20 protein-coding genes and 1 pseudogene are annotated in these 22,776 nt (G+C 61.8%); 7 read left to right on the forward strand and 14 right to left on the reverse strand.

Features of this window, described 5'->3' with window-relative positions:
• Positions 1-105: 105 nt before the first annotated feature.
• Entirely contained in the window at positions 106-1,137 is a 1,032-nt protein-coding gene (locus J2J98_RS25780) for an aldo/keto reductase (RefSeq protein ID WP_064713318.1), read from the forward strand.
• Positions 1,138-1,207: 70 nt separating this feature from the next.
• Here the strand turns inward: J2J98_RS25780 and J2J98_RS25785 are convergent, their stop codons facing one another.
• Positions 1,208-2,062, reverse strand: a complete 855-nt coding sequence (locus tag J2J98_RS25785; protein WP_064707426.1) for a helix-turn-helix transcriptional regulator — start codon at positions 2,060-2,062, stop codon at positions 1,208-1,210.
• 193 nt (positions 2,063-2,255) lie between these two features.
• On the opposite strand from J2J98_RS25785, the gene J2J98_RS25790 reads away from it, so the two are divergent.
• From J2J98_RS25790 to J2J98_RS25810, 5 genes are all read left to right on the forward strand, one after another.
• Complete coding sequence (locus tag J2J98_RS25790; RefSeq protein ID WP_207603621.1) at positions 2,256-3,380, forward strand: ABC transporter ATP-binding protein; 1,125 nt, start codon at positions 2,256-2,258, stop codon at positions 3,378-3,380.
• A 22-nt stretch (positions 3,381-3,402) separates the two neighbouring features.
• Positions 3,403-4,563 (forward strand): ABC transporter substrate-binding protein, encoded by a 1,161-nt coding sequence (locus tag J2J98_RS25795; protein WP_207603622.1) that lies wholly within the window; start codon positions 3,403-3,405, stop codon positions 4,561-4,563.
• Positions 4,564-4,645: 82 nt separating this feature from the next.
• Entirely contained in the window at positions 4,646-5,512 is an 867-nt protein-coding gene (locus tag J2J98_RS25800) for an ABC transporter permease (RefSeq protein ID WP_207603623.1), read from the forward strand.
• Complete coding sequence (locus J2J98_RS25805; RefSeq protein WP_064707422.1) at positions 5,512-6,321, forward strand: ABC transporter permease; 810 nt, start codon at positions 5,512-5,514, stop codon at positions 6,319-6,321. The genes J2J98_RS25800 and J2J98_RS25805 overlap by 1 nt, the downstream gene beginning before the upstream one ends.
• A gap of 13 nt (positions 6,322-6,334) precedes the next feature.
• Positions 6,335-7,096, forward strand: coding sequence for an SDR family NAD(P)-dependent oxidoreductase (locus J2J98_RS25810; protein ID WP_207603624.1), 762 nt, complete (start codon positions 6,335-6,337; stop codon positions 7,094-7,096).
• 131 nt (positions 7,097-7,227) lie between these two features.
• Here the strand turns inward: J2J98_RS25810 and J2J98_RS25815 are convergent, their stop codons facing one another.
• Positions 7,228-9,012 (reverse strand): trimethylamine N-oxide permease, encoded by a 1,785-nt coding sequence (locus J2J98_RS25815; protein ID WP_207603625.1) that lies wholly within the window; start codon positions 9,010-9,012, stop codon positions 7,228-7,230.
• Positions 9,013-9,261: 249 nt separating this feature from the next.
• Here J2J98_RS25815 and J2J98_RS25820 point away from each other — a divergent pair, with 249 nt between their 5' ends.
• On the forward strand, positions 9,262-11,631 hold the full coding sequence (locus J2J98_RS25820) for a trimethylamine N-oxide demethylase (protein WP_207603626.1): 2,370 nt from the start codon (positions 9,262-9,264) through the stop codon (positions 11,629-11,631).
• A 62-nt stretch (positions 11,632-11,693) separates the two neighbouring features.
• Here the strand turns inward: J2J98_RS25820 and minE are convergent, their stop codons facing one another.
• The 12 genes and pseudogenes from minE to glnT form a co-directional block, all read right to left on the reverse strand.
• Positions 11,694-11,954, reverse strand: a complete 261-nt coding sequence (gene minE, locus J2J98_RS25825) for a cell division topological specificity factor MinE (RefSeq protein ID WP_011428260.1) — start codon at positions 11,952-11,954, stop codon at positions 11,694-11,696.
• Positions 11,951-12,766, reverse strand: coding sequence for a septum site-determining protein MinD (gene minD, locus J2J98_RS25830; protein WP_064707418.1), 816 nt, complete (start codon positions 12,764-12,766; stop codon positions 11,951-11,953). Before minD ends, minE begins: the two co-directional genes overlap by 4 nt.
• 31 nt (positions 12,767-12,797) lie before the next feature.
• Positions 12,798-13,520: a septum site-determining protein MinC gene (minC, locus tag J2J98_RS25835; RefSeq protein ID WP_207603781.1), complete on the reverse strand. Its 723-nt coding sequence runs from the start codon at positions 13,518-13,520 to the stop codon at positions 12,798-12,800.
• A 201-nt stretch (positions 13,521-13,721) separates the two neighbouring features.
• Positions 13,722-14,142 (reverse strand): annotated as a pseudogene (locus J2J98_RS25840) (methyl-accepting chemotaxis protein); the annotation flags it as partial.
• 85 nt (positions 14,143-14,227) lie between these two features.
• Positions 14,228-15,565, reverse strand: a complete 1,338-nt coding sequence (locus tag J2J98_RS25845; RefSeq protein WP_138395577.1) for an NAD(P)-binding domain-containing protein — start codon at positions 15,563-15,565, stop codon at positions 14,228-14,230.
• 103 nt (positions 15,566-15,668) lie between these two features.
• Positions 15,669-16,709 (reverse strand): heme-dependent oxidative N-demethylase family protein, encoded by a 1,041-nt coding sequence (locus tag J2J98_RS25850; protein WP_207603627.1) that lies wholly within the window; start codon positions 16,707-16,709, stop codon positions 15,669-15,671.
• A 24-nt stretch (positions 16,710-16,733) separates the two neighbouring features.
• Positions 16,734-17,699, reverse strand: a complete 966-nt coding sequence (locus tag J2J98_RS25855; RefSeq protein ID WP_207603628.1) for a PDR/VanB family oxidoreductase — start codon at positions 17,697-17,699, stop codon at positions 16,734-16,736.
• On the reverse strand, positions 17,696-18,301 hold the full coding sequence (locus tag J2J98_RS25860) for a dimethylamine monooxygenase subunit DmmA family protein (protein WP_207603629.1): 606 nt from the start codon (positions 18,299-18,301) through the stop codon (positions 17,696-17,698). Before J2J98_RS25860 ends, J2J98_RS25855 begins: the two co-directional genes overlap by 4 nt.
• 11 nt (positions 18,302-18,312) lie before the next feature.
• Positions 18,313-19,446 carry an aminomethyl transferase family protein gene (locus tag J2J98_RS25865; RefSeq protein ID WP_207245838.1) on the reverse strand — a complete coding sequence of 378 codons (1,134 nt, stop codon included), beginning with the start codon at positions 19,444-19,446 and terminating at the stop codon, positions 18,313-18,315.
• Positions 19,447-19,537: 91 nt separating this feature from the next.
• Entirely contained in the window at positions 19,538-20,437 is a 900-nt protein-coding gene (folD, locus tag J2J98_RS25870; RefSeq protein WP_207603630.1) for a bifunctional methylenetetrahydrofolate dehydrogenase/methenyltetrahydrofolate cyclohydrolase FolD, read from the reverse strand.
• 3 nt (positions 20,438-20,440) lie between these two features.
• Entirely contained in the window at positions 20,441-21,325 is an 885-nt protein-coding gene (purU, locus tag J2J98_RS25875; RefSeq protein WP_207603631.1) for a formyltetrahydrofolate deformylase, read from the reverse strand.
• Between the two features lie 89 nt (positions 21,326-21,414).
• On the reverse strand, positions 21,415-22,722 hold the full coding sequence (glnT, locus tag J2J98_RS25880; protein ID WP_207603632.1) for a type III glutamate--ammonia ligase: 1,308 nt from the start codon (positions 22,720-22,722) through the stop codon (positions 21,415-21,417).
• Between the last annotated feature and the right edge of the window lie 54 nt (positions 22,723-22,776).

Raw genomic sequence — 22,776 nt, forward strand, 5'->3', positions numbered from 1 at the left:
GGCAGAGGCCGCTTCAAGCACGATATTGTCATTGATGCGGGAGCCCCGGCTTCTACCCCGACGATTTTGGCCGTCCGCCGAGGGTCTCCGCATGAGGAGGAAGACATGGATTATCGCAAGCTCGGCCCTAGCGGGACCGTCGTTACGGCCTATTGCCTCGGCACGATGACCTTTGGCGCGGAGGCCGACGAAGCGGCCTCGCACAAGCTGCTCGACGATTATTTCGCCTGGGGCGGCAATTTCATCGATACGGCCGACGTCTACAGCGCCGGCAAGTCGGAAGAGATCATCGGACGCTGGCTGAAGGCGCGCCCGACTGAGGCCCGCCAGGCGATCGTCGCCACCAAGGGGCGTTTTCCGATGGGCAACGGACCCAACGATATCGGCCTGTCGCGGCGGCATCTCGGCCAGGCGCTCGACGACTCGCTGCGCCGCCTCGGCGTCGAGCAGATCGACCTCTACCAGATGCATGCCTGGGATGCGCTGACGCCGATCGAAGAGACGCTGCGCTTCCTCGACGATGCGGTTTCCTCCGGCAAGATCGGCTATTACGGCTTCTCCAACTATGTCGGCTGGCACATCGCCAAGGCTTCCGAGATCGCCAAGGCGCGCGGCTATACACGCCCGGTGACGCTGCAGCCGCAGTACAGTCTTTTGGCGCGCGACATCGAGCTCGAAATCGTCGCGGCCTGCCAGGATGCCGGTATGGGCCTGTTGCCCTGGTCGCCGCTCGGCGGCGGCTGGCTGACGGGCAAGTACAAGCGCGACGAGATGCCGACGGGCGCAACCCGCCTCGGCGAGAACCCCAATCGCGGCAGCGAATCCTATGCGCCGCGCAACGCGCAGGAACGCACCTGGGCGATCATTGGCGCGGTCGAGGAGATCGCCAAGGCGCGCGGCATCAGCATGGCGCAGGTGGCGCTCGCCTGGACGGCGGCACAGCCGGCCGTCACCTCGGTCATTCTCGGCGCCCGCACCTCCGAACAGCTCGCCGACAACCTCGGCGCCATGAAGGTCGAGCTATCCAAGGAGGAAATGGCGAAGCTGAACGAGGTCAGCGCCCCTCAACCGATGGACTATCCCTACGGCAAGGGCGGCACCAACCAGCGCCACCGCAAGATCGAAGGCGGCCGCTGAGCCCTGCGGCCGCAACTGAACGAAGCCTGTCTGCTTCATGCCGAGGCGGACAGGTCGTCCGGGCCGAGGCTTATCGACTCGTGCTTTGGGCTGCTGGTCGGTCGCCCGTGCTGCCGATTGTCTTCAGGTAGATCGATAAAAGCTGCGTCTGCGAGGAGATGCCGAGCTTGCGGTAGACGTTGCGGCGATGGACCTTCACCGTGCCCGTCGAGATGTTGAGCCTGAGGCCGATCGATTCCGAGGAATGTCCCTGCAATACCAGATCGACGATCGCGGTTTCGCGGCTCGTCAACTTGAGGTCGCGCCAGACAGTGTCGGCCGGCTGCAGCGCCTGCGCCGCCGCACCGCTTTTCCTCCCCTTTCGCAAGCCAGCATCGCGTTGCGCGTCGAAGCGGGCGCCGAGCCCCGGCCAGAAATGCCGGACAAGGCTCGCCACCAAAGGTTCGGCCTTTTTCAGAAGCGCGAATTCAGCCGGCGGAAACGGGCCGGTCTTTTCCCGGCGCATCAGCGACAGCACGACGGTGATGTCGTCGTCGAGTGTCACGAAGAAGCCGATCTCCTCGGCAAGTCCCGTCTGGACATAGTAGCTCCGGTAATATTCGCTGGAGAAGAAGCGGTCGGGCGCCAGCTCGCGCATGCGGAAGACGCCCGGGCGGCGCGCGCGGGCGGTATGGTAAAACGGATCGAGCAGGTACGGACCGACCTGATAGAGGGTGACGAAAACGACGTTTTCGTCTGGGTCGAAGGTGCTGTAGAGATCGATCGGCCGCTCCTTGCCGCGATAGGCAAAAACCACGACATAATCGAAGCGCACCAGCGCCGCCATCATCCGGCGGAACGTCTCTCCAAACTCCGCATCCGCCATGGCGGGCTTTCCGACGGTGACGTCGAAAGCCTGAAACAGCGCCTCGAGATCAATGCTCATCGATAGCCTCCCCAAACCGTCTCAGCAGGAACACGCTAAGTTTCATATACACCTTCCACGAAGAGATGGGAGGCAGAATACCTCTTTCGGGGTATATACCGCGCCGAGGGCCCGAGCTTACTCTTTCCCCAACGACGGTGGCAAAAAGGCAGCGCTAGACTGCCCAACCCAACCAACCGCAGGGAACAGACGCGTGGCATCCGCTTCGACGAACGATATCGAATTCCGTTCGGTCACCAAGAATTATGGCGCGGTGACCGCCGTGAGCGACATAAACCTGAATGTACCGAAGGGCGCTTTCCTCGCGTTGCTCGGCCCTTCCGGCTGCGGCAAGACCACGTGTCTCCGCATGATCGGCGGCTTCGAGCAGCCGAGCGAGGGCGCCGTGCTGATCGACGGGCGGGAGATGAACGGCGTTCCGGCCTATCGCCGCCCCGTCAACATGGTCTTCCAGCATTATGCTCTGTTTCCGCATTTCAACGTCGAACAGAACGTCGCCTATGGCTTGCGGCAGATGCGGCCAAGGATTGCGGCGGCCGAGATCAATCGCCGCGCGGCAGAGGCGCTCGAGATGGTGCGGCTTGGCGGTTTCGCGAAGCGCCGCATCCACGAGATGTCCGGCGGCCAGCAGCAGCGGGTGGCCTTGGCGCGCGCGATCGTCAACCGGCCTTCGGTGCTGCTGCTTGACGAGCCGCTGGCCGCGCTTGACAAGAAGCTGCGCTCGGCCATGCAGATCGAATTGCAGACGCTGCAGCGCGAGCTCGGCATCACCTTCGTGCTCGTCACCCATGATCAGGAAGAAGCGCTGTCGATGGCGGACGTCGTCTGCGTCATGAGCGCCGGGCGCATTCGTCAGCTTGGCACGCCGCAGGAGGTCTACGACCGCCCGGCCGATCTTTTCGTCGCCGATTTCGTCGGTAAGACCAACCGGATCGGTGCAACGATGGAAGCCGGTGGCACGACGCTGCGCCTTGGCGACGGTTCGACGCTTGCAGCCATCGCCCGCCCTGGCCTTGCGACGGGCGACGTCATCGTTGCGATCCGTCCCGAGGCGATCCGGCTGACGCGGGCTGCGGATGGCAGCACGTCCTTTGCCGGCACGGTCACGCACCGCATCTTCCTCGGCTCCTCGGCCGAATATGCCGTCACTGTTCCGGGTCTCGGCGATTTCCTCGTCACCGCCGACCGGCGCGGCACGAATGAGAGCGATCTGGTTGAGCCAGGTGAAGCGGTCTTCCTCGGCTTCGATCCCGATATGGCCCACGTTTTTCCAGCAAAGGTTTCTTCACCCCAAGTTTCTTCAGCATCGAGTGCATAAACCAGAACAAGGGAACAGCATCATGAGCAAGGACTACAAGGATAATCCGCCCATTACTCCTGAAGGCTTCATGGACGAGTTCATGCGCCTGAAGCGCGGCTCCGTTAGCCGCCGCCACTTCCTCGGCGTCACCGGCCTCGGGCTTGCGACCGCCGTGCTGTCGCGTTTCCCCGGTGCGCTGGCGACGCCCGCCTATGCCGAGGACCTCGGCACCCAGATGTCGATCGCCACCTGGCCGAATTACCACGACCCTGCGACCTTCGAGAATTTCAAGGCGGCGACCGGCGTTGCCGTCGAGGTCAACGTCTTCGGCTCCAACGAGGAAATGCTGGCCAAGCTCCAGGCGGGCGCCTCCGGCTGGTCACTCTTCGTGCCGACCAACTACACGATCTCCACCTACCATAAGCTCGGCCTGATCGACGAACTCGATCTCTCCAAGATCCCGAATTTCAGCCAGGCGACGGAAAATCCGCGCTTCACCAAGGAAGGCATGATCGACGGCAAGACCTACGCCGTGCCGAAGAACTGGGGTACGACCGGGTTCTCGGTCAACACCGCGAAGATCAAGACCAAGCTTTCGAGCTGGAAGGACTTCTTTGACATCGCCCAGACGGAAGCCGACGGCCGCGCCATGGTGCACGACTATCAGTTGACGACGATCGGCAGCGCGCTGGTTTCGCTCGGATACGATTTCAATTCGATCAAGGCGGACGAACTCGCCAAGGCCGAGGAACTGCTGATTAAAGTCAAACCGCACCTCTTCGCCATCAACAGCGACTACCAACCCGCCATGCGCGCCACCGATGCCTGGCTCACCATGTGCTGGACCAATGATGGGGCGCAGCTCAACCGTGACGTTCCCGAGATCGCCTATGTGCTTGGCACCGACGGAGGCGAGATTTGGACGGACTATTACGCCATCCCGAAGGACGCGCCGAACAAGGCGGCGGGTTACGCGCTGCTCAACTACCTCATGGATCCGGCCAATGCCGTCAAGGAACACGTCGCCAATGGGGCACCGACGACCGATAGCCGGATCATAGCACTGCTGCCGAAGGAGATCACAGCGAACAAGATCGTCTATCCGGACGAGGCGTCATTGACGCCGTTGGAATTCGGCGCGGCGGTGACGTTGACCGATCCCGGCCGGGCGGAGCTGATGGCGCGTTTCAAGTCGGCTTGATCGCCGTTCCCAACTCCGGCCCCGCCGCCTTGGCGCGAGGGGCCGGCCCCGTGCTGAAAATCGGCGGATAAAGAACCTTTCGATGCCTTTTACTCCTGCCACCAATCGGCGCCTTGTCACTGCGGCTCTTGTCAGTCCGGCCAGCATCTGGCTGTTCGTGTTCCTGGTGCTGCCCTTCATCGCTATCATCGTCTTTGCCTTCGGCGAGCGGGCGCCCGAAGGTGGTTATCAGGCGGCTTTTACCTTTGCGCAGTTTGCCAATCTCGGTTCGCGCGCCGCAGCCTTCAAGAACACGCTGATCCTTGCGCCGATCGGCGCCTTCGCCTGCCTGCTCGTCGCCTATCCGGTTGCTTATTACCTGGCCGTCAAGGCGAGCGCCAAATACCGGCTGCTGCTGGTCTCCCTCGTAGTCGTACCTTTCTGGACAAGCCTTCTCGTGCGCACCTACGCCTGGATGTACATCTTGGGCGCGCGCGGCATTCCGCATCTCTTGGAGATGGTCGGAATCGAAAATGTCAGGCTGCTGAACACACCGGGCGCCGTGCTGCTCGGCATCGTCTACGGCTACCTGCCGCTGATGATCATGCCGATCTATGTCAGCCTCGAAAAGCTCGACCGCCGCCTTCTGGAGGCCTCCGCCGATCTCGGCGCGCGGCCGCTTTCGACCTTTTTCGGCATCACGCTGCCGCTGTCGCTTCCAGGCGTGATGACCGGCATCGCCCTCGTCACCATCCTGCTGCTCGGCGAATATTTGATCCCGCAGTTGCTTGGCGGCGGCAAAGTCTTCTTCATCGGCAATGCGCTGGTCGATCTCTTCCTGCAGTCGCGCAATTGGCCGTTCGGCTCTGCAATCGCCGTCACTCTCGTCGTTGTCGTCGTCATCGTGGTGTTGATCGCCATGCGCATTGCCTGGCGCGTTGCCGGTACCCGCCAAGTGGATCTCGTCTGATGCGCGCTCTGGTCACCGCAGTCTACCTGTTCCTCTACACGCCGATCGCGCTAGTCGTGCTGTTCTCCTTTAATGCCGGCCGCAATGCCAGCGATTTCACCGGCTTCTCGACGCAATGGTATGGCAAGGCGCTTGCCAACACCTTCCTGATGGAAGCACTGCAGAACAGCCTGACCATCGCCTTTACCAGCGCCGGGCTGGCGGCCATTTTCGGCACGATGGCGGCGATCGGCATGGAGCGGCTCGGCGCCCGGGCGCGAGCGGTCTTCGATGGGCTGTTCGCTGCGGCGATCGTCGTTCCCGGCGTCGTCATCGGCATTGCGACGCTGGTGGCGCTGGTCGAGGTCTTCGGCTTCGTCAATCCACTGATCGCCGCCGTCTGGCCAGGCGAACAGGCGCCGAAGCTTTCACTCGGCTATGGCTCGATCATCGCCGCCCACGGCCTCTTCACCATGGCGCTGGTGACAATGATCGTCAAAGCACGCATTGCCAGCCTCGGCCGTGACATCGTCGAAGCGTCGAGCGATCTCTACGCCACGCCTTTCACCACTTTTCGCCAGATTGTGCTGCCGCAGATCCTGCCGTCAATCCTGGCAGGTTTTCTGCTCGCCTTCACCTTCTCCTTTGACGATTTCATCATCGCTTTTTTCGTCGCAGGTTCGAACACGACACTGCCGATTTATGTCTTCGCCTCGATCCGTCGTGGCGTGACGCCGGAGATCAACGCCATCGCCACGATGGTGCTTGTCGCATCGCTGGGACTGATCCTCATCGCGCGCTTTCTGATGCGCGAGAAAACAACAAACTGAACGGGAAGCACGAATGATTCTTGAAAATCGCGTCGCGATCGTCACCGGAGCGGGCTCGGGCATCGGCCAGGCCGGCGCGCTCATTATGGCAGGAGAAGGTGCTTTCGTCGTCGTGGCCGACCTGAATGCCGCCAGTGCGGCCGAAACCGTCGGTCGCATTGAGGCCGCCGGCGGCAGGGCTGAGTGCCTTGTTCTCGACGTCACCGACGACACGGCACTCGAAGCCGGCATCGCTGCGGTCGCCGAACGTCACGGCCGGATAGACATCCTCCACAATCATGCCGGCGCACAGGTGGCAGGCGACCTGGAGCAGGTGGCTGTCGAGGGTTTCGACAGGTCCTGGAGCCTGAACGTCCGAGCGCATTTCATGGCGTCTCGCTTCGTCATGCCGCTGATGAAGAAGGCGGGCCGCGGCGTCATCCTCAACACCTCTTCCTCGTCGGGCGTACTCTACGATCGCGAGATGATCGCCTATACGACGACGAAACATGCGGTCATCGCGATGACCCGGCAGATGGCCGGCGACTACGCCAGATTCGGCATCCGCGTCAACGCGCTCTGCCCGGGCTGGGTGGATACGCCGTTCAACGAACCCTTCATCGCCCAGATGGGCGGGCGTGGCGCGATCGAGGCCTATGTCGCCGAGAAGGTGCCGCTCGGACGCTGGGCTGATGTCTCCGAAATCGCCGAGCCCATTCTATTCCTAGTCTCGGACCGCTCGTCTTACATGACCGGGCAGATTCTCGTCGTCGACGGCGGCGAGACCATTGTCTGACGATGGCAGAGTGGGTTTGCCCCTAGGTCGGATCGGCTGACCGTCATCCGGATCAAATCAAAGAATCAGTGCATGAAAAAGCCGCCATGTTTCCATGGCGGCTTGGCGGCTCTTCTGCTTGGGAGGCGATTTTAAGCCGGAAGCTGGAAGAACCAGTTGGCAATCAGGACGATCGCGAGGCCCCCGGCGAGTGCGAGATAGGGCAGCATGCCGGCTTTCTTGACGCCGAGATCCTGCCCGATGAGGCCGAGATCCTCCATCGCGCCGGCCGGGAACTTGCCGCCGTCACGCACATAGTGGCGATAGGCGAAGACCGGCAGGATCAGGGCGGCGAAGATGAACCCGACCCAAAGTGCATTGGAGTAACCCCAGACTTTGGCGCCGGCGCCGAGGAAGAGCGCGTTGACGAAAGCGAGCACGGTGTTGAGACCGATCAGCCAGCTCGGCGCCTTCCAGGGGCGTTCGATGTGGCCGGAATCAATCCGGTGGATCCAGCCGGAATTGAGGTTCAGGAAGTTGAAGATGATGTAGCCCACATTCGAGACGGCGAGCACGAAGAAGTAGCCGCCGACGTCCGATGCGATCGCCAGAAGGAAGAGATTGAAGGCGAAATCGGTCCACATCGCCCGTGTCGGGGCGCCATGCTCGTTGGCGTGGTCGAGATATTTCGGCAGCCAGCCGTCCTTCGAACCCTGGTAGAGCGTGCGTGAGGAACCGGCCATTGCCGTCATGATGGCGAGGAAGAGCGCCAGGATCATCAATATCACGAGCAGCTGGGTGATGACCCGGCCGGCGCCGATCAGGCCGCCAAGCGCTTCAGCAACGCCCGTGCCGTCGACGATGCCGGGGGCCAGCATGCCGGCATGGCCGAGAACCCCCTGGAAGGCGAAGGGCACCAGGAAGAAGAACAGGCAGCAGGCCAGACCGGAATAGAAGATCGCCTTGAAGGTGTCGGTCTTCGGGTTCTTCAGTTCGCGAGTGTAGCAGACCGCCGTCTCGAAGCCGTAGGTCGACCAGGCGGCGATGTAGAGGCCGCCGAGAAAAAGCGTCCAGCCGCCATTGCTCCAGCTGCCATCGCTGGCGGCATAGGCCGCTGTCGGCGGCACGAGGCCGGTGACGTTTGCAGAAACGATCTGGCCGCTGATGATCGGATAGAGGCCGATGATCAGCAGCGGCACCAGCACGATGATCGCCAGCCACTTCTGTACGCTTGCCGTCTCCGAGATGCCGCGATGCTGGATCGCGAAGATGATCAGCATCAGGACACCGCCGATGAAGAAGGTGGCATTGATGTTGGCGGTGGCAAGAAAGGGGATGCTGAAGCTTGCGAGCGACCAGTTGCGGATCCCGGGCGTCAGAGCAGCCACACCATCGGCGCCGAGCAGCGCCTTGACGGCGTCTTCAGGCGTCGTGCCGGCATGGGCTGCTATATATTCGGCGACGCGCGGGCTGTCGGCCGTAACGGAAGCGGCGTGCGCGGCGATCCAGTCGAGGACGATCTGCGAATCGGCTGCCGGAATCGGGAAGAATGCATTGAGAATGTAACCGGCGGCGATGGCGCAGCCAAGCGAAAGCACGGGCGACCAGGCAAACCAGTTGCACCAGACCGACAGCGGCGCGATGAATTTCGAATAGCGCAGCCAGGCGGTGGCGCCGTACACCGAGGCGCCGCCGGATTTGTTGCCGAACATGCCGGCAATCTCGGCATAGGTGAAGGATTGCAGGAAACCCATCACCATCGAGATGATCCAGACGACGAAGGCGAGCTTGCCCGTCGTGCCTGCGATGCCGCCAATGGAGAAGAGAACGAGCGGCGGCACGCCCGCAGCCACCCAGAATGCGCCCTTCCAGTCTAGCGCGCGTATAAGCTTACCTTCGGTGCCGGATGCAATTCCGGCCTCCACAACATCTGTCATCGGTGAAATTCCCCATTCGATTGTTCCGGACGTATCTCTGTACGTCTCCCTGAACGTGTCTCCCTGACAGTCTTAAGCCCGCTCGGATGATTTTGGTGATCCGCGCTCCCGACGGATTCTCCGAGTCTGAACTCTTGATGCATAGTGAAGATTTTTTCTTTTTAGTCAACATGACTTTACTTTCCGCAGGCATTTTGTAACCTGTATGGGTGTGTGCCGAAGGGCATGGCGATCCCCCATGAGGGTAGAATGCGAGAACTTCATCCTGCCATGCCGGGCCTGCGTACGGTCGTTCCGAGCCTCGTCCATTATCCCGGTATTCCAGCCCTGCCAGAGGGCACGGAGCGTTACAGAGCGAAGGGCGGCGGATCGGTCGTCGTACGCGTCGAGGCCGGCGACCGCGTGAGCGTCATCGACAGCGAAGGCGGGCAGATCTGCGAACTCTCCTTCCTTGACGAAAAGGGGCGCTTCCAGGCAGACGGTATCGGAACGGCATTCACCAATTCGGCCGAGGGCTTGAAGACCATTCTTCAGGCAGAGGATGAGAGTGCTGCCCGCACAGGCGCGGCACTTCAGCGGCGCGGCGCCGATCTCGCAGCGGCCGGAGCGCTCCGCATCTTCGGGGCAGGATCGACGCCGGGCAGCCGGGCGGAGTTCACGATTGCCATGAAGGGCCTGCTGATCGTTGCGGCACCCGCCGGCGCCATGTCGCCGGAGGCGCAGGAGACGGCGACGCCGATCGAGATCCGGGTCAAGCGCAGCCTGCTGATCCGCGACTATGCCTCCGCCCTGCCGGAGCCGGCGGCGGATCCGATCGAGGATATCCGCGTCCGGGCGGCGAGCGCCGCCGCCTATTTCGTGCGCGCCGGTGAATTCATCCAGATCATCGATGTCTATGGGCGCCAGTGCACCGATTTCCAGGCCTTTGCCGCCCGTAAGGTCGACAAGGGCCTCGATCTCGCGCTCGATTCGACCGTCACCCGCACGCTGCTCGGCCGCAGCTATCCCATGCCCGGCCTGCCGTCCAAGGCATTCGACCGCGACTTCGAGCCGCTGGTCGAGATCGTCCAGGATACGGTCGGCCGCCACGACGCTTTCGCAACCGCCTGCAATTCACGCTATTACGACGACATGGGTTATCCCGGCCACGTCAACTGCACCGACAATTTTAATGCGGCGCTGGCGCCCTACGGCATTGCCGGCCGCAAGGGCTGGGAAGCGCTGAACTATTTCTACAACACCAATATTGACCACAACAACCAGCTCTATCTCGACGAGCCCTGGTCGCGTCCCGGCGATTACGTGCTGATGCGGGCACTGACCGATCTCGTCTGCGTCTCATCGTCCTGCCCCGACGATATCGATGCGGCGAACGGCTGGGATCCGACGGATATCCACGTCCGCACCTTTTCCGGAAAAGAGAAATTCTCACGAGCGGTAGCCTATCGCATGACCCCAGATGCCGAAGTCGAACTGACGCGCGAAACCGCCTTCCATCCCCGCCTCTCGGCGTTAACGCGAGATTATACGGAATATCGCGGCTACTGGCTGCCGAACCGCTTCTCGTCCGAAGGCCCGGTCGAGGAATACTGGGCCTGCCGCGAACGCGCCGCCGTCATCGATCTCTCGCCCTTGCGGAAGTTCGAGGTGACGGGTCCGGATGCCGAGGAATTGCTGCAATACTGCCTGACGCGCGACGTGCGCAAACTCTCGACAGGCCAGGTCGTCTATTCCGCGATGTGCTACGAAAATGGTGGCATGATCGATGACGGCACGCTCTTCAGGCTGGGCGACAAAAACTTCCGCTGGATCGGCGGCGATGATTTCAGCGGCATATGGCTGCGTCAGCAGGCCGAGAAGAAGGGTTTCAAGGCCTGGGTCCGCTCATCGACCGACCAGCTGCACAACATCGCCCTGCAAGGCCCCAGGAGCCGCGATATCCTGAAGGAGATCATCTGGACGGCGCCGCGCCAGCCCGCGATCGGTGAGCTCGAATGGTTCCGCTTCACCGTCGGCCGCATCGGCGGATTCGAGGGGCCCCCGGTCGTGATCTCGCGCACCGGCTTTACCGGCGAGCTCGGCTACGAAATCTTCTGTCATCCGAAGGATGCGTTGACGGTGTTCGACGCCGTCTGGGAGGCAGGCCAGCCGCACGGGCTGAAGCCGATGGGGCTGGAAGCGCTCGACATGGTCCGCATCGAGGCGGGCCTGATTTTCGCCCACCACGAATTCACCGACCAGACGGATCCGTTCGAGGCCGGCATCGGCTTTACCGTGCCGCTGAAATCCAAACAGGACGATTTCATCGGCCGCGAGGCGCTGATCCGACGCAAGGAGCACCCGCGCCATCTGCTCGTCGGCCTCGACATCCAGGCGAACGAGGCGGTCGGCCATGGCGATTGCATCCATATCGGCCGCGCCCAAGTCGGTGTCGTCACCAGCGCCACGCGCTCGCCTGTTCTCGGCAAGACGATCGCGCTCGCCCGCATCGACGTGATGCATGCAAGCCCGGGCACTGAAGTCGAGATCGGCAAGCTCGACGGCCACCAGAAGCGCCTGCCGGCGACAATCGTGCCGCTTTCGCATTACGACCCGCAGAAGACGCGGCCGCGCTCGTAATGCCTGCTTCGCGCTCAGGAGACGCCGATGTCAGCGCGTCGGTCGTCTCCTGAATCTTGCCTTCAGGCGGCCTGCACGGCCGCGTTCAGCGGGATTTCGACATCGATCTCAAGCGTGGAGACGAACTCGTTGCGGTCGATCGTCACCTGCACCTTGTCGTGGTCGAGCTCGACATGCTTTGCGATCACCGCAAGGATTTCCTCGCGCAGCAGGGAGACCAAGTCCGATCCCGCCGACGAGCGCTCATGGGCAAGGAGGACCTGGAGGCGTTCGCGGGCGGCCGGCGCCGTGCGCTGTTTATTGAAAAGACGGAAAATGTTCATGCTGCCCTCCGTCCGAAGATCTTGCCGAAAATATTGCGCTTTTCCTCGGGGATCGTGATCGGCAGGGTTTCGCCGGCGAGCCGGCGAGCCGCATCGAAATAAGCCATCGCAGCTGCGCTGCGGCTTTCCGCCAGCGTGACCGGCGCACCGATGTTGGACGCACGCAGGACGTCCATGCTTTCCGGCACGATACCGAGGAGCGGGATGGAGAGGATCTCCAGGACGTCGTCGACCTTCAGCATGTCGCCGCGCTCGGCGCGGTTGGCGTCGTAGCGGGTGAGCAGCAAGTGTTTTTCCATCCGCTCGCCGCGTTCGGCCTTGGCGGTCTTGGCATCGAGCAGGCCGATGATGCGGTCGGAATCGCGCACCGACGAGACTTCCGGATTGGTGACGACGACGGCCACGTCGGCATGGCGCATGGCAAGTGTCGCGCCGCGCTCGATCCCGGCGGGGCTGTCGCAGATGATCCAGTCGAAGTAGCGCTTCAGGTCGTTGATGACGCGCTCGACGCCTTCGGCCGTCAGGTTGTCCTTGTCTCGGGTTTGCGAGGCCGGCAGCAGGAACAGCGTCTCAAGCCGCTTGTCGCGGATCAGCGCCTGGGTGAGCTTCGCGTCGCCCTGGATGACGTTGATCAGGTCGTAGACGACCCTCCGCTCGGCGCCCATCACGAGGTCGAGGTTGCGCAAGCCGACGTCGAAATCGACGACGACCACCTTTTCATTGCGTTGCGCCAGCGCCGCTCCCAATGCGGCGGTCGAGGTCGTCTTTCCAACCCCGCCCTTACCTGACGTGACGACGATCACTTTCCCCATTTCTCTCTCCTTTGCCGTGGCCGCAGCCGGGTCAGATCAGTTTTTCCGCCATGATCGCGTCCTCTTCGAGCCAGAGCTGAACAGCCTGTCCGCGAAGATTGGGGGCCATGTCTTCCGCCATTTTGTAGATCCCATCGATCGCCACCAGCTCGGCTTCGAGCTTGCGGCAAAAGATCCGCGCCGATGCGTTGCCGATGGAGCCTGCCATGGCTCGGCCGCGCAATGCGCCGTAGATATGGACGGAGCCGCCGGCGATGACTTCCGCGCCCGAGGCGACCGAGCCGACGATGGTGACGTCGCCTTCCGGGAAGATCACCGACTGCCCCGAGCGCACCGGTTCCCTGATGACGATCGATTGCGTTGTCGCAGCGCGAACCTCGGGCGTTCCCGGCTTGCCGACTGGATCGGCGGGCTCTCTTGCCTGAACCTCGATGTCGGAAGCCGAGCGGCCGCCTTTGAGCGCGGGAGGCATGCCCGCGCCCAGAATCGACGGCCGGGCGCCCTCGATGCCCATGATGCTGACATTGCGCTTGGCAAGTTCAGCAATGAGTTCCTTAAGCTGCGGCCTGTCGATTTGCAGATCCGTCAGGTCGAGGACGACGGGACGTCCCAGGAAAAAGCCGGCCGATCGTGCGGCCAGATCGTCGAGCCTGGCCAACCAATCATCGATCGGGAGGTCCGGAGACAGCATGACCGCCAGGAAAGAGCGGCCCTTGATGCGGATAGAGCGAGCGTCTGTTAGCACTTTGGTCATCTGTGTGAAGAAATCGTTGACCATGTCTACCGCCGGTATGGTTAACAAATAGTTAACGCGGCCCTAACATTACCGATAATGGGATGAGGTTCTTCAGACGAAGGATTTCCGCAAGTCGTTGAAAAACCATGATACTGCAGCGCGCCCCGGACGGTTAATGATGCGGCCCCTCGACGTGAGCCGCAAATCTGCCTCTGCTTCCTAACGCTCAGCCTTCCGGCTTGCTTGCGCGTTGGAAATGGCGCGTGCGGCCTCTTCCGAGGAGTTGGCGAGCGTGCGCATCTCGGTGGCAAGCACGGCAAAGCCTGACCCTGCCGTGCCGGCACGGGCCGCCTCGATGCCGGCTTGACGGCGAGCAGCTGAGGTAGCGAAGCGATTGCAGGATCTCATTGGTTTTCGAAGCGGTGACGCGCATGTCAGCGGTCCGTTCGTCGATTCGCTGATAGAGCGATTGGATATTGATGATGCTGCCCTCGAGATCGAGAAGTTCGCCCTTCTCGTCCCAGATGCCGCCACCGGTCTCCGTCACCCAGATGAGATGGCGCCTGGCGTCGCCGATGCGGTATTCCATCCTCCAGTCCGTCCGCTTCTCCAGCGCTCGCCCGACCACCTCGCTGCACATTCTGCGCGAGATGCTTCAGGCAATTGGTCATGATGCGGGAGGAGAGTGCACGAACACCCTCCTCCCGCGATGCAGGTCCGCCTCGTCAGTTGCGCAAATATTCCTCCATGGAATCGTCGAGCGCCTCGATCCAGGGCGTGTGATGCGTCGGCGACATGTTGCCAGTCATCAGAGACCGATAGGCGTGGTCGCGGAATCCCATGATGTTGTGGGCCTTGTGATGTTCCCACTCCATGAAGGTCCGGTTTGTGCCCTCGATGTCGAAGGAGGGATAATCGGTCTCGGCAAGCAGTTCCTTCACGTAATCGCCTTGGTACCAGATCATCTGCTCAGCATCCTCGAGCGTCTCCTCGCGCGCCCTCCACATGTCGAAATTGGCCTTCAGCTCTTCTTCCGGCGGCAGGGTGATGCGGCCCATCATCACGTCGCGCGCCCACCAGGCCTGCACGTCGAACATGTTGAAGGTATAGAACTGGTCCTGCATGCCGATATAGAAGAGCTGCGGGTTCTTGTCGAAGATCACGCCCTTGTAGAGGCTGTCGGCCCAGAGGCGGTTGGCGGTTTTCAGCCGGAGGTCGTCAGGCAGGAAGGGGAAATGGTGCTGGTATCCGGTGCAGAGGATCAGGGCGTCGACTTCCTTGGTCGACCCGTCGAGGAAATGCGCCGTGCGGTTTTCGAGCTTGGTCAGCAGCGGCCGTTCTTCGAAATTCTCAGGCCATTTGAAGCCCATCGGCTTTGAACGGTAGCTCGTCGTCACAGATTTCGCGCCGTATTTCCAGCATTGCGAACCGATGTCTTCGGCCGAATAGCTGCGGCCGACGATCAGAATGTCCTTGCCCTTGAACTCCAGCGCGTCGCGGAAATCATGGGCGTGCAGGACGCGGCCGTTGAAGGTCTTCACGCCCTCGAAATAAGGCACGTTCGGGGTCGAGAAATGGCCGGTGGCGACGACCACATAATCGAATTCCTCATCATACATGCGGTCCTCGATGCGGTTATGCGCCGTCACCGTGAATTTCTTCGTGGCATCATCGAAGCGGACCATGCGCACCGGCGTGCTGAAGCGCACCCAGTGGCGGACATTCGCCTTCTCGACGCGGCCCTTGATATAGTCCCAGAGCACGGCCCGCGGCGGATAGGAGGCGATCGGCTTGCCGAAATGCTCCTCGAAGGAATAGTCGGCGAATTCGAGGCATTCCTTCGGCCCGTTCGACCAGAGATAGCGATACATGCTGCCATGGACCGGCTCGCCATATTCGTCCAGGCCGGTGCGCCAGGTATAGTTCCAGAGCCCGCCCCAGTCCGACTGCTTTTCGAAGCAGACGATCTCCGGGATTTCGGCGCCCTTCTGGGCAGCCGATTGAAAGGCGCGCAGCTGCGCAAGCCCGGACGGGCCGGCACCGATGACGGCTACTCTTGTCATGAAGCATTCCCCTCTTGATTATATGGCATCGTCTCCTGGATAACTCCTCGATTAAAATCGAAGGAGGATGTACCCAGAAATTCAAAATGTTACGGCATTTCTCTCAGTCCGGATAAATACCGGGGCTGGTCGGAGCCCCATCGTCATATTTGGAAAGCCAGTCGATCGTCGTCTCGCGGTAACGGGTGAGGCCCTTGTAGTCGATGAGTTCCGGCGGCAGCGTCTTCAGCACCCGCGGGAAGCGCCGCGCCCATTTCGCCACGGTGACGAGCTCTTCCATGTTCATCAGGTAGCAGCGGATGACGAAGAGGATGGCGTTGGAGCGCGGCAGGCGCCAGAGGCTTTGCAGCTCGACCCGCAGATGCACTTTCTGGCCAACATTGTCAGGCGTCACCGTCGTGCGGTCGGGACCCCATTTGTGATAGTTCTCCGGGCTGGTATCGAGCCGCGGATTGATCGTCATCGTCCAGTTGAAGCGCCGCGTCGGCTTTCCCTGCTGCAGGTTCAGGAGGAATTTCAGCGCACGGTCGAAGACGCCGATCTGATGGGCGAGCGGCACCGGTCCGTGCCATTCCATGAAGTTCATGCCGATATCGAAATCGAGCGACCAGTCGGCCTGGGTCGTCACCATGCCGGCATCCATCCACAGATTGCCGTCGCGCTGGTCGACGATGCAGAAATCGCCCTGGGCCTGGCGAGTGATATATTCGAAGGGCTCATATGGCAGCGTCGAGGTATCGCCGAAGGTGAAGCTGTCGTCGATGCCGAGCGGGCGGTTGATCCAGCGCCACTGGTCGCCGTTGCGGATCAATGTGAAATGGTCGGGGTAACCCGCTGCCTGCTCTTCCATCAAAAGTTCGAGCGTGTCCCATTGCGCGCTCATCATGTGCGGCAGCGCCTGATAGCGCAGCGGATCTTCCTTCAGCACCAGCGCCCGATCGTGCATCTCGGCGACGTAATGCTCGTCAACATCGATCAGGTTTTCGTAGACGGTGCCCGCCCGGCCGCGCACATGCGGCTCCATGTTGACCGAATACATGTATTCGTCGCGGTCGAAGGGAAACGGGAAGCGGCGGATGTTTCCGGGGCTGTTCCGATAACTGAAATCGTCCCGGAATGTTTCCTGCTTGAAGGCGATTGCCATGTCCGGTCTCCTTTTTCGATGCCGTCAGAGATCAAGATGCAGTGCGGTTCCCTCGAAGCGGGAAACACAGATCATCACCTTGCTGCCGGATGCCTTTTCTTCGCTCGTCAGATAGACGTCATTGTGCAGCAGTTTGCCGTCGCAGGTGACGACAGCGGTCTCGCATTGACCACAGGCGCCGCCGCGACAGAGGAAGGGCGCGTCGACGCCCGCCGCCTCAATTGCCTCCAGCATGCTTTCATGATGGCCGACCTTCACGGTCTTGCCGGAACGGATGAGCTCCATCGTGAAGGGCTTGCCCGGCAGCGACGACAGGAACCGTTCCGAATGCAGGTTCTGCTCCGGCCAGCCGGCGTCGAGGCCTGTTTTCAGCACCCCGTCGATCATGCCTGTGGGGCCGCAGACATAGAGATGCGTGCCGAGCGGTTGACGGTCGAGCAGGCGCGTCAACGGAATGGCGCCGCCTTCAGCATCGCAATAGATCTTGATGCGATGCGGACCATAGCGCTCCAGGAGTTCCCGCCAGTAGGCGCCGCGGTCGCGCGTGCGGATGGCATAATGCAGTTCGAAGGCGGCGCCCTCGCGGGAAAACTGCTCCATCATCGCAATGAAGGGGGTAATGCCGATGCCGCCGGCGATCAGAAGATGCTTGCGCCCGCGCCAGTCCGGCTGGAAGAGGTTGACGGGATAGCTGACCTTCAGCTCGTCGCCTTCGCTGACCTTCTCATGCATGAAGGTGGAGCCGCCGCGTGAATCCTCGACATGCAGCACGCTGATCTCATAGGCCGCGCAATCATGCGGCGGCGACATCAGCGAATAGGCATTGCGGCGCGTATGGCTGCCGTCGTTCATCGAGACGATGACATGGGCGCCGCCGGAAAAATAGGGCATCGGCTTGCCATCGAGGCGCTCGAAGCGGAAACGCTTGACGCCCTCGGCGATCGGCGTGATCCGCGCCACGCGGACGGGAATTTCAGTGCCACCGCTCAAAGAAACAACTCCTCCGGATCGGGCCCGCTGCCGGGCTCTTCCGCGTCGATATTGACGCCCTGGAAGGCGGCGAGCCGCCGGGAATAATGATCGCGCACCAGAAGCGAGAGTCCGCAATGACTGCAGGCGAAGGGGCTGGTGGTAACGTCGTCTGTGATGCCCTTGCAATGGACACATTGCACCCGCCTGGCCAGCGAGCCGCGATGCTCGGTGATGATCGAGGCGTGATCCATGCCATAGTCGAGTGCCACGAGCATCGCCTGGCCGATGAAGCCTTCCGTGCCCGAGAGATATAGCCGGGTGCCCATCTGGGCGGTGGCGAGTGAGCCTTTCAACCGGAAGAGCAGTGTCGCGATGGTCGGCGCCGTGAAAAACATGTCGGCACCGAGGCGGCGCAACGCCTCGTCGAGGCCGGTTCCCTGCGAGCCGCGGGCGACATAGAGAATCTCGCTGCGGGAAAGAACGGTCTCGTCAAGCGCCAGCTGCTGATCGAGGAGAGCCTTGGCGCCCTCCCCTTCGAGCGCGAAAATGTGCCGCCGGGCGCGCGGCTGGATGGTCAGGCCTGGATAGACTGGTCGGCTCTTGATGCCTGCAACGAGCATTGGCGTGCTCCTTAACCTACGGCAGTCCTCTTCTTCTTCTCCGGATCGTCGAAGGGGAGCGTATGGGCGGTGGCGCCTGCCCTGACGGTCTTGCCGCGGACTTCGAGGTTCGTCCCGTGCACCGCCTTGTCAACGTCGAGGCGGGCGATCGCCATGGATTTCTTCGTCAGCGACGAATAGCTCGGGCAGGTGATGACGCCGACCTTTTTGCCGTCGGCAAAGACCTCGTCGCCGAGGTCGGCCGGTCCGTCGGCATCGATCAGCATGCCGAAGATCTTGAAGCGCTCCTTGCCCTTGAGACGGGCGTGTTCCTCGGCGCCGCGGAAGCCCGTCTTGCCGGGGCTGACGGTGAAGTCGAGTCCGAGTTCCCAAAGACTGTCGCCGGGCGGCTGGTCGGCGAAGGGATACATTTGCGAATTGTCGTAGGGGTAGAACAGCAGGTAGCTTTCGACGCGCAGCATGTCGAGGACCGAGAAGCAGCAGGGGATGATGCCCATCTCCTTGCCTTCCCAGACGATCCTGTCCCAGACCATGACGGCGTCCTGGCCGCGTACGAAGATCTCGTAGCCGCGTTCGCCGGTATAGCCGGTGCGCGAAATCATCACGGGTGCGCCGAACAGCGTCGTCTGCATGTGGTGGAAATATTTGAGGTCGCGGATGCCGGGCACATATTTGGCGAGGTAGTCGACCGCAAGCGGACCCTGAAGCGACAGGTCATGCAGGTCGTCGTCGAAGAGCACCGCGCAATTGCGGCCCGCCGCCTGCTTGACGACTTCCTCGTGGCCGGAGCCGGAACCATGCACCAGCATCCAGGAATTCGGGCCGGTCCGATAGACTATGCAATCGTCGGTGAAGTGGCCGCGGTCATTCAGCATGGTCGCGTAAACCGAGCGGCCGGGATAGATCTTCGTCAGGTCGCGGGTGGTGATGTAGTCGAGGACGGCGATGGCGTGCGGGCCGACGAGATGCACCTTCTTCAGGCCCGAGACATCCATGATGCCGGCCTTGGTGCGGACCGCGACATGCTCTTCCGACATGTCCTTCTCGTAGGTCCAGGCGGTTCCCATACCGCTCCAGTCTTCGAGCTTCGATCCCAGAGCGCGATGCCTATCCGCCAAGGCGGAGAAACGCCATGATAGAGCCATTTCCGTTCCCTCTTATTTCCTCTACGGAATATTTGTTTCCTGACTATATAAATCTTTCACGCCATGGCAAGCCCGCCGGGCGGCATTCCACTCAAAACTTCGGCAGCACCTGCCCGGCAGTCCGGTGGGCGGCGATGACGGTGTTGGCCATCAGCATGGCGATGGTCATCGGCCCGACGCCGCCCGGAACCGGCGTGATGGTGCCGGCGACGGTGGAGACCTCGGCAAAGGCGACGTCGCCGACGAGCCGGGTCTTGCCTTCTCCCTTGTCGGGCGCCGGCACGCGATTGATGCCGACGTCGATCACCGTCGCACCCGGTTTGACCCAATCGGCTCTGACCATCTCCGGCCGGCCGACGGCGGCCACCAGAATGTCGGCGTTTCGACAGACCTCGGCGAGGTTCTTGGTTCTGGAGTGAGCGATCGTCACCGTCGCATTGGCGTTGAGCAGCAATTGCGCCATTGGCTTGCCGAACAGGTTGGAGCGGCCGATAACAACGGCGTTGAGGCCGGAGAGATCCTCGCCATGGGTGCGGCGGACGAAGACCATGGCGCCGGCCGGTGTGCAGGAGACGAGCCCGGTCTTCAGGTCGCCGGTGGCAAGCTTGCCGGCATTGACGACGCTCAGGCCGTCGACATCCTTTTCCGGCAGGATCGACTGGATGATCGGCTCGCTGTCGAGCGGCTTCGGCAGCGGCAGTTGCACCAGGATGCCGTGGATCGACGGATCGGCGTTCAGCGTGGCAACGAGGGCCGCGAGCTCTTCCTGCTTCGTTTCCGCCGGCAGCGTGTGCTGGACGGACTTGAAGCCGCATTCCTTGGCCATGCGGCTTTTGGAGCCTACATAGGCGTGGCTTGCGGGATCGTCGCCGACATTGACGACGGCAAGGCCAGTGGTGAGGCCGCTCATCTTTTCCAGCGCCGCCGTCGTACTCTTGACCGTCTGAATTACCGATGCAGCTACGTTCTTGCCGTCGATGACCTCGACCATCTCTCACCCCATGCGTTCGGATGCGTAGCTTCCCGGGCTTGCCGGGAAGACGACGGTGCGGTTGCCGTTGATGAAGGTGCGGTGGTGGATATGGGCATGAATGGCGCGCGCCAGCACCTGGCTTTCGACGTCGCGGCCGATCGAGACATAGTCGTCGGGCGACTGCGCATGGGTGATGCGCGCCGTGTCCTGCTCGATGATCGGGCCTTCGTCGAGGTCGGCGGTGACGTAATGGGCGGTGGCGCCGATCAGCTTGACGCCGCGGCCATAGGCCTGCTTGTAGGGATTGGCGCCCTTGAAGCTCGGCAGGAAGGAGTGGTGGATGTTGATGATCCTGCCCGACATCTGCTTGCAGAGCTGGTCGGAGAGAACCTGCATGTAGCGGGCGAGCACGATCAGCTCGGTGCCGGTCTGCTCGACGAGGTCGACGAGCTGGGCCTCGGCCTGCGGTTTGTTCTCCTTCGTCACCTTGATGTAGTGGAAGGGAATGTCGTGGTTGACCACGACCTTCTGGTAATCGAAATGGTTGGAGACGACGCCGACGATGTCGATCGGTAGCGCCCCGATCTTCCAGCGGTAGAGCAGGTCGTTGAGACAATGGCCGAAGCGCGACACCATCAAGAGCACCTTCATGCGCTTGTCGCTGTCGTGGAATTCGTAATCCATTGCGAAGGGGGCGGCGACGGCGGCAAAATCGGCGCTGATTTCGGGGCCGGAAAGCCCTTCCTCGGAAATGAAGCTGACGCGCATGAAGAACCTGCCGGTATCGAGGTCGTCGAACTGGCTGGAGTCGATGATGTTGCAGCCCTTGTCGGCCAGATAGCTCGAAATCGCCGCAACGATGCCGCGCGTCGACTTGCAGGATACGGTAAGTACGAAGCTCTTCATGCTGTCTCTTCCTTCGCCCTTTCAGGTACAGAGGGTCCGGTCATGCCGAGCTGTCCAACCCGGCATGGCGAAGACGTCGGTCCGGTTGCTCAGATATCGAGCGTGCTGTCGCGTTCCCACTGGGTGAAATGCGAGCAGTAGGCATTCCATTCCATGTGCTTGAGCTTGAGATAGGCGGAAGCAAACTCAGCCCCGATTGCCGCCTTCAAGCCTTCGTCGGCATCAAAGGCACGCAGCGCATCGAGCAGGTTGAGTGGCAGGCGCGGCGCGTCCTTCACCAGGTGGCCCTCGGCATACATATCGATATCGTAGTGCTGGCCGGGGTCTGCCTGGCTGCGGATGCCGTCGAGGCCGGCCGCGATGATGATCGCCTGTAAGAGGTATGGATTGACCGCGCCGTCCGGCAGGCGCAGCTCGAAGCGCCCAGGCCCCGGCACGCGCACCATGTGGGTGCGGTTGTTGCCCGTCCACGTTACGGTGTTCGGCGACCATGTGGCGCCTGAGGTGGTGCGCGGCGCGTTGATGCGCTTGTAGGAATTGACCGTCGGATTGGTGATCGCGGCCAGCGCGGAGGCATGCTTCATGATGCCGCCGAGGAAGGTTTTCCCCTGAGCCGACAGCCCAAAGGCCATTTCCTTGTCCGCGAAGGCGTTTACCCTGCCATCGACGTCCCAGACCGAGATGTGCGCATGGCAACCGTTTCCGGTCAGGCCCTTGAAGGGCTTCGGCATGAAGGTAGCGCGAAGGCCGTGCTTTTCGGCGACCGACTTGACCATGAACTTGAAGAAAGAGTGCTTGTCCGCGGTCTTCAGGACATCGTCATATTCCCAGTTCATCTCGAACTGGCCGTTCGCATCCTCATGGTCGTTCTGATAGGGCTTCCAGCCGAGTTCCAGCATATAGTCGCAGATCTCGGCGATGACATCGTACCGACGCATCACGGCCTGCTGGTCGTAGCAAGGCTTCTCGGCAGTATCGAACTGGTCTGAAATCACCGAGCCATCAGCAGAGATGAGAAAGAACTCGGGCTCCACACCGGTCTTCACCCGGAGCCCTTCCTTCGCAGCTTCAGCCACCAGTCTTTTCAGCACGACACGCGGCGCCTGTTCGACAGGTCGATCGTCCATGACGCAGTCGGCGGCGACCCATGCGACGTCTTTCTTCCAGGGCAACTGGATGACGGAGGAAGCATCGGGAACCGCAAACAAGTCCGGATGGGCAGGCGTCAGATCGAGCCAGGTTGCAAAGCCCGCAAAACCCGCGCCATCCTTCTGCATATCGGCGATGGCTTCTGCCGGGACCAGCTTGGCGCGTTGGCCGCCGAACAGGTCGGTGTAGCTGATCATGAAATATTTGATGCCTTTGTCTCTCGCAAAAGCAGCAAGGTCCAGTGTCATTCTCGTTCCCCTTTGGATTTCTTCGAGACACTTTCGTTATGGATATGAGACGGC

The sequence above is a fragment of the Rhizobium bangladeshense genome (genome assembly GCF_017357245.1).
GTDB lineage: Bacteria > Pseudomonadota > Alphaproteobacteria > Rhizobiales > Rhizobiaceae > Rhizobium > Rhizobium bangladeshense.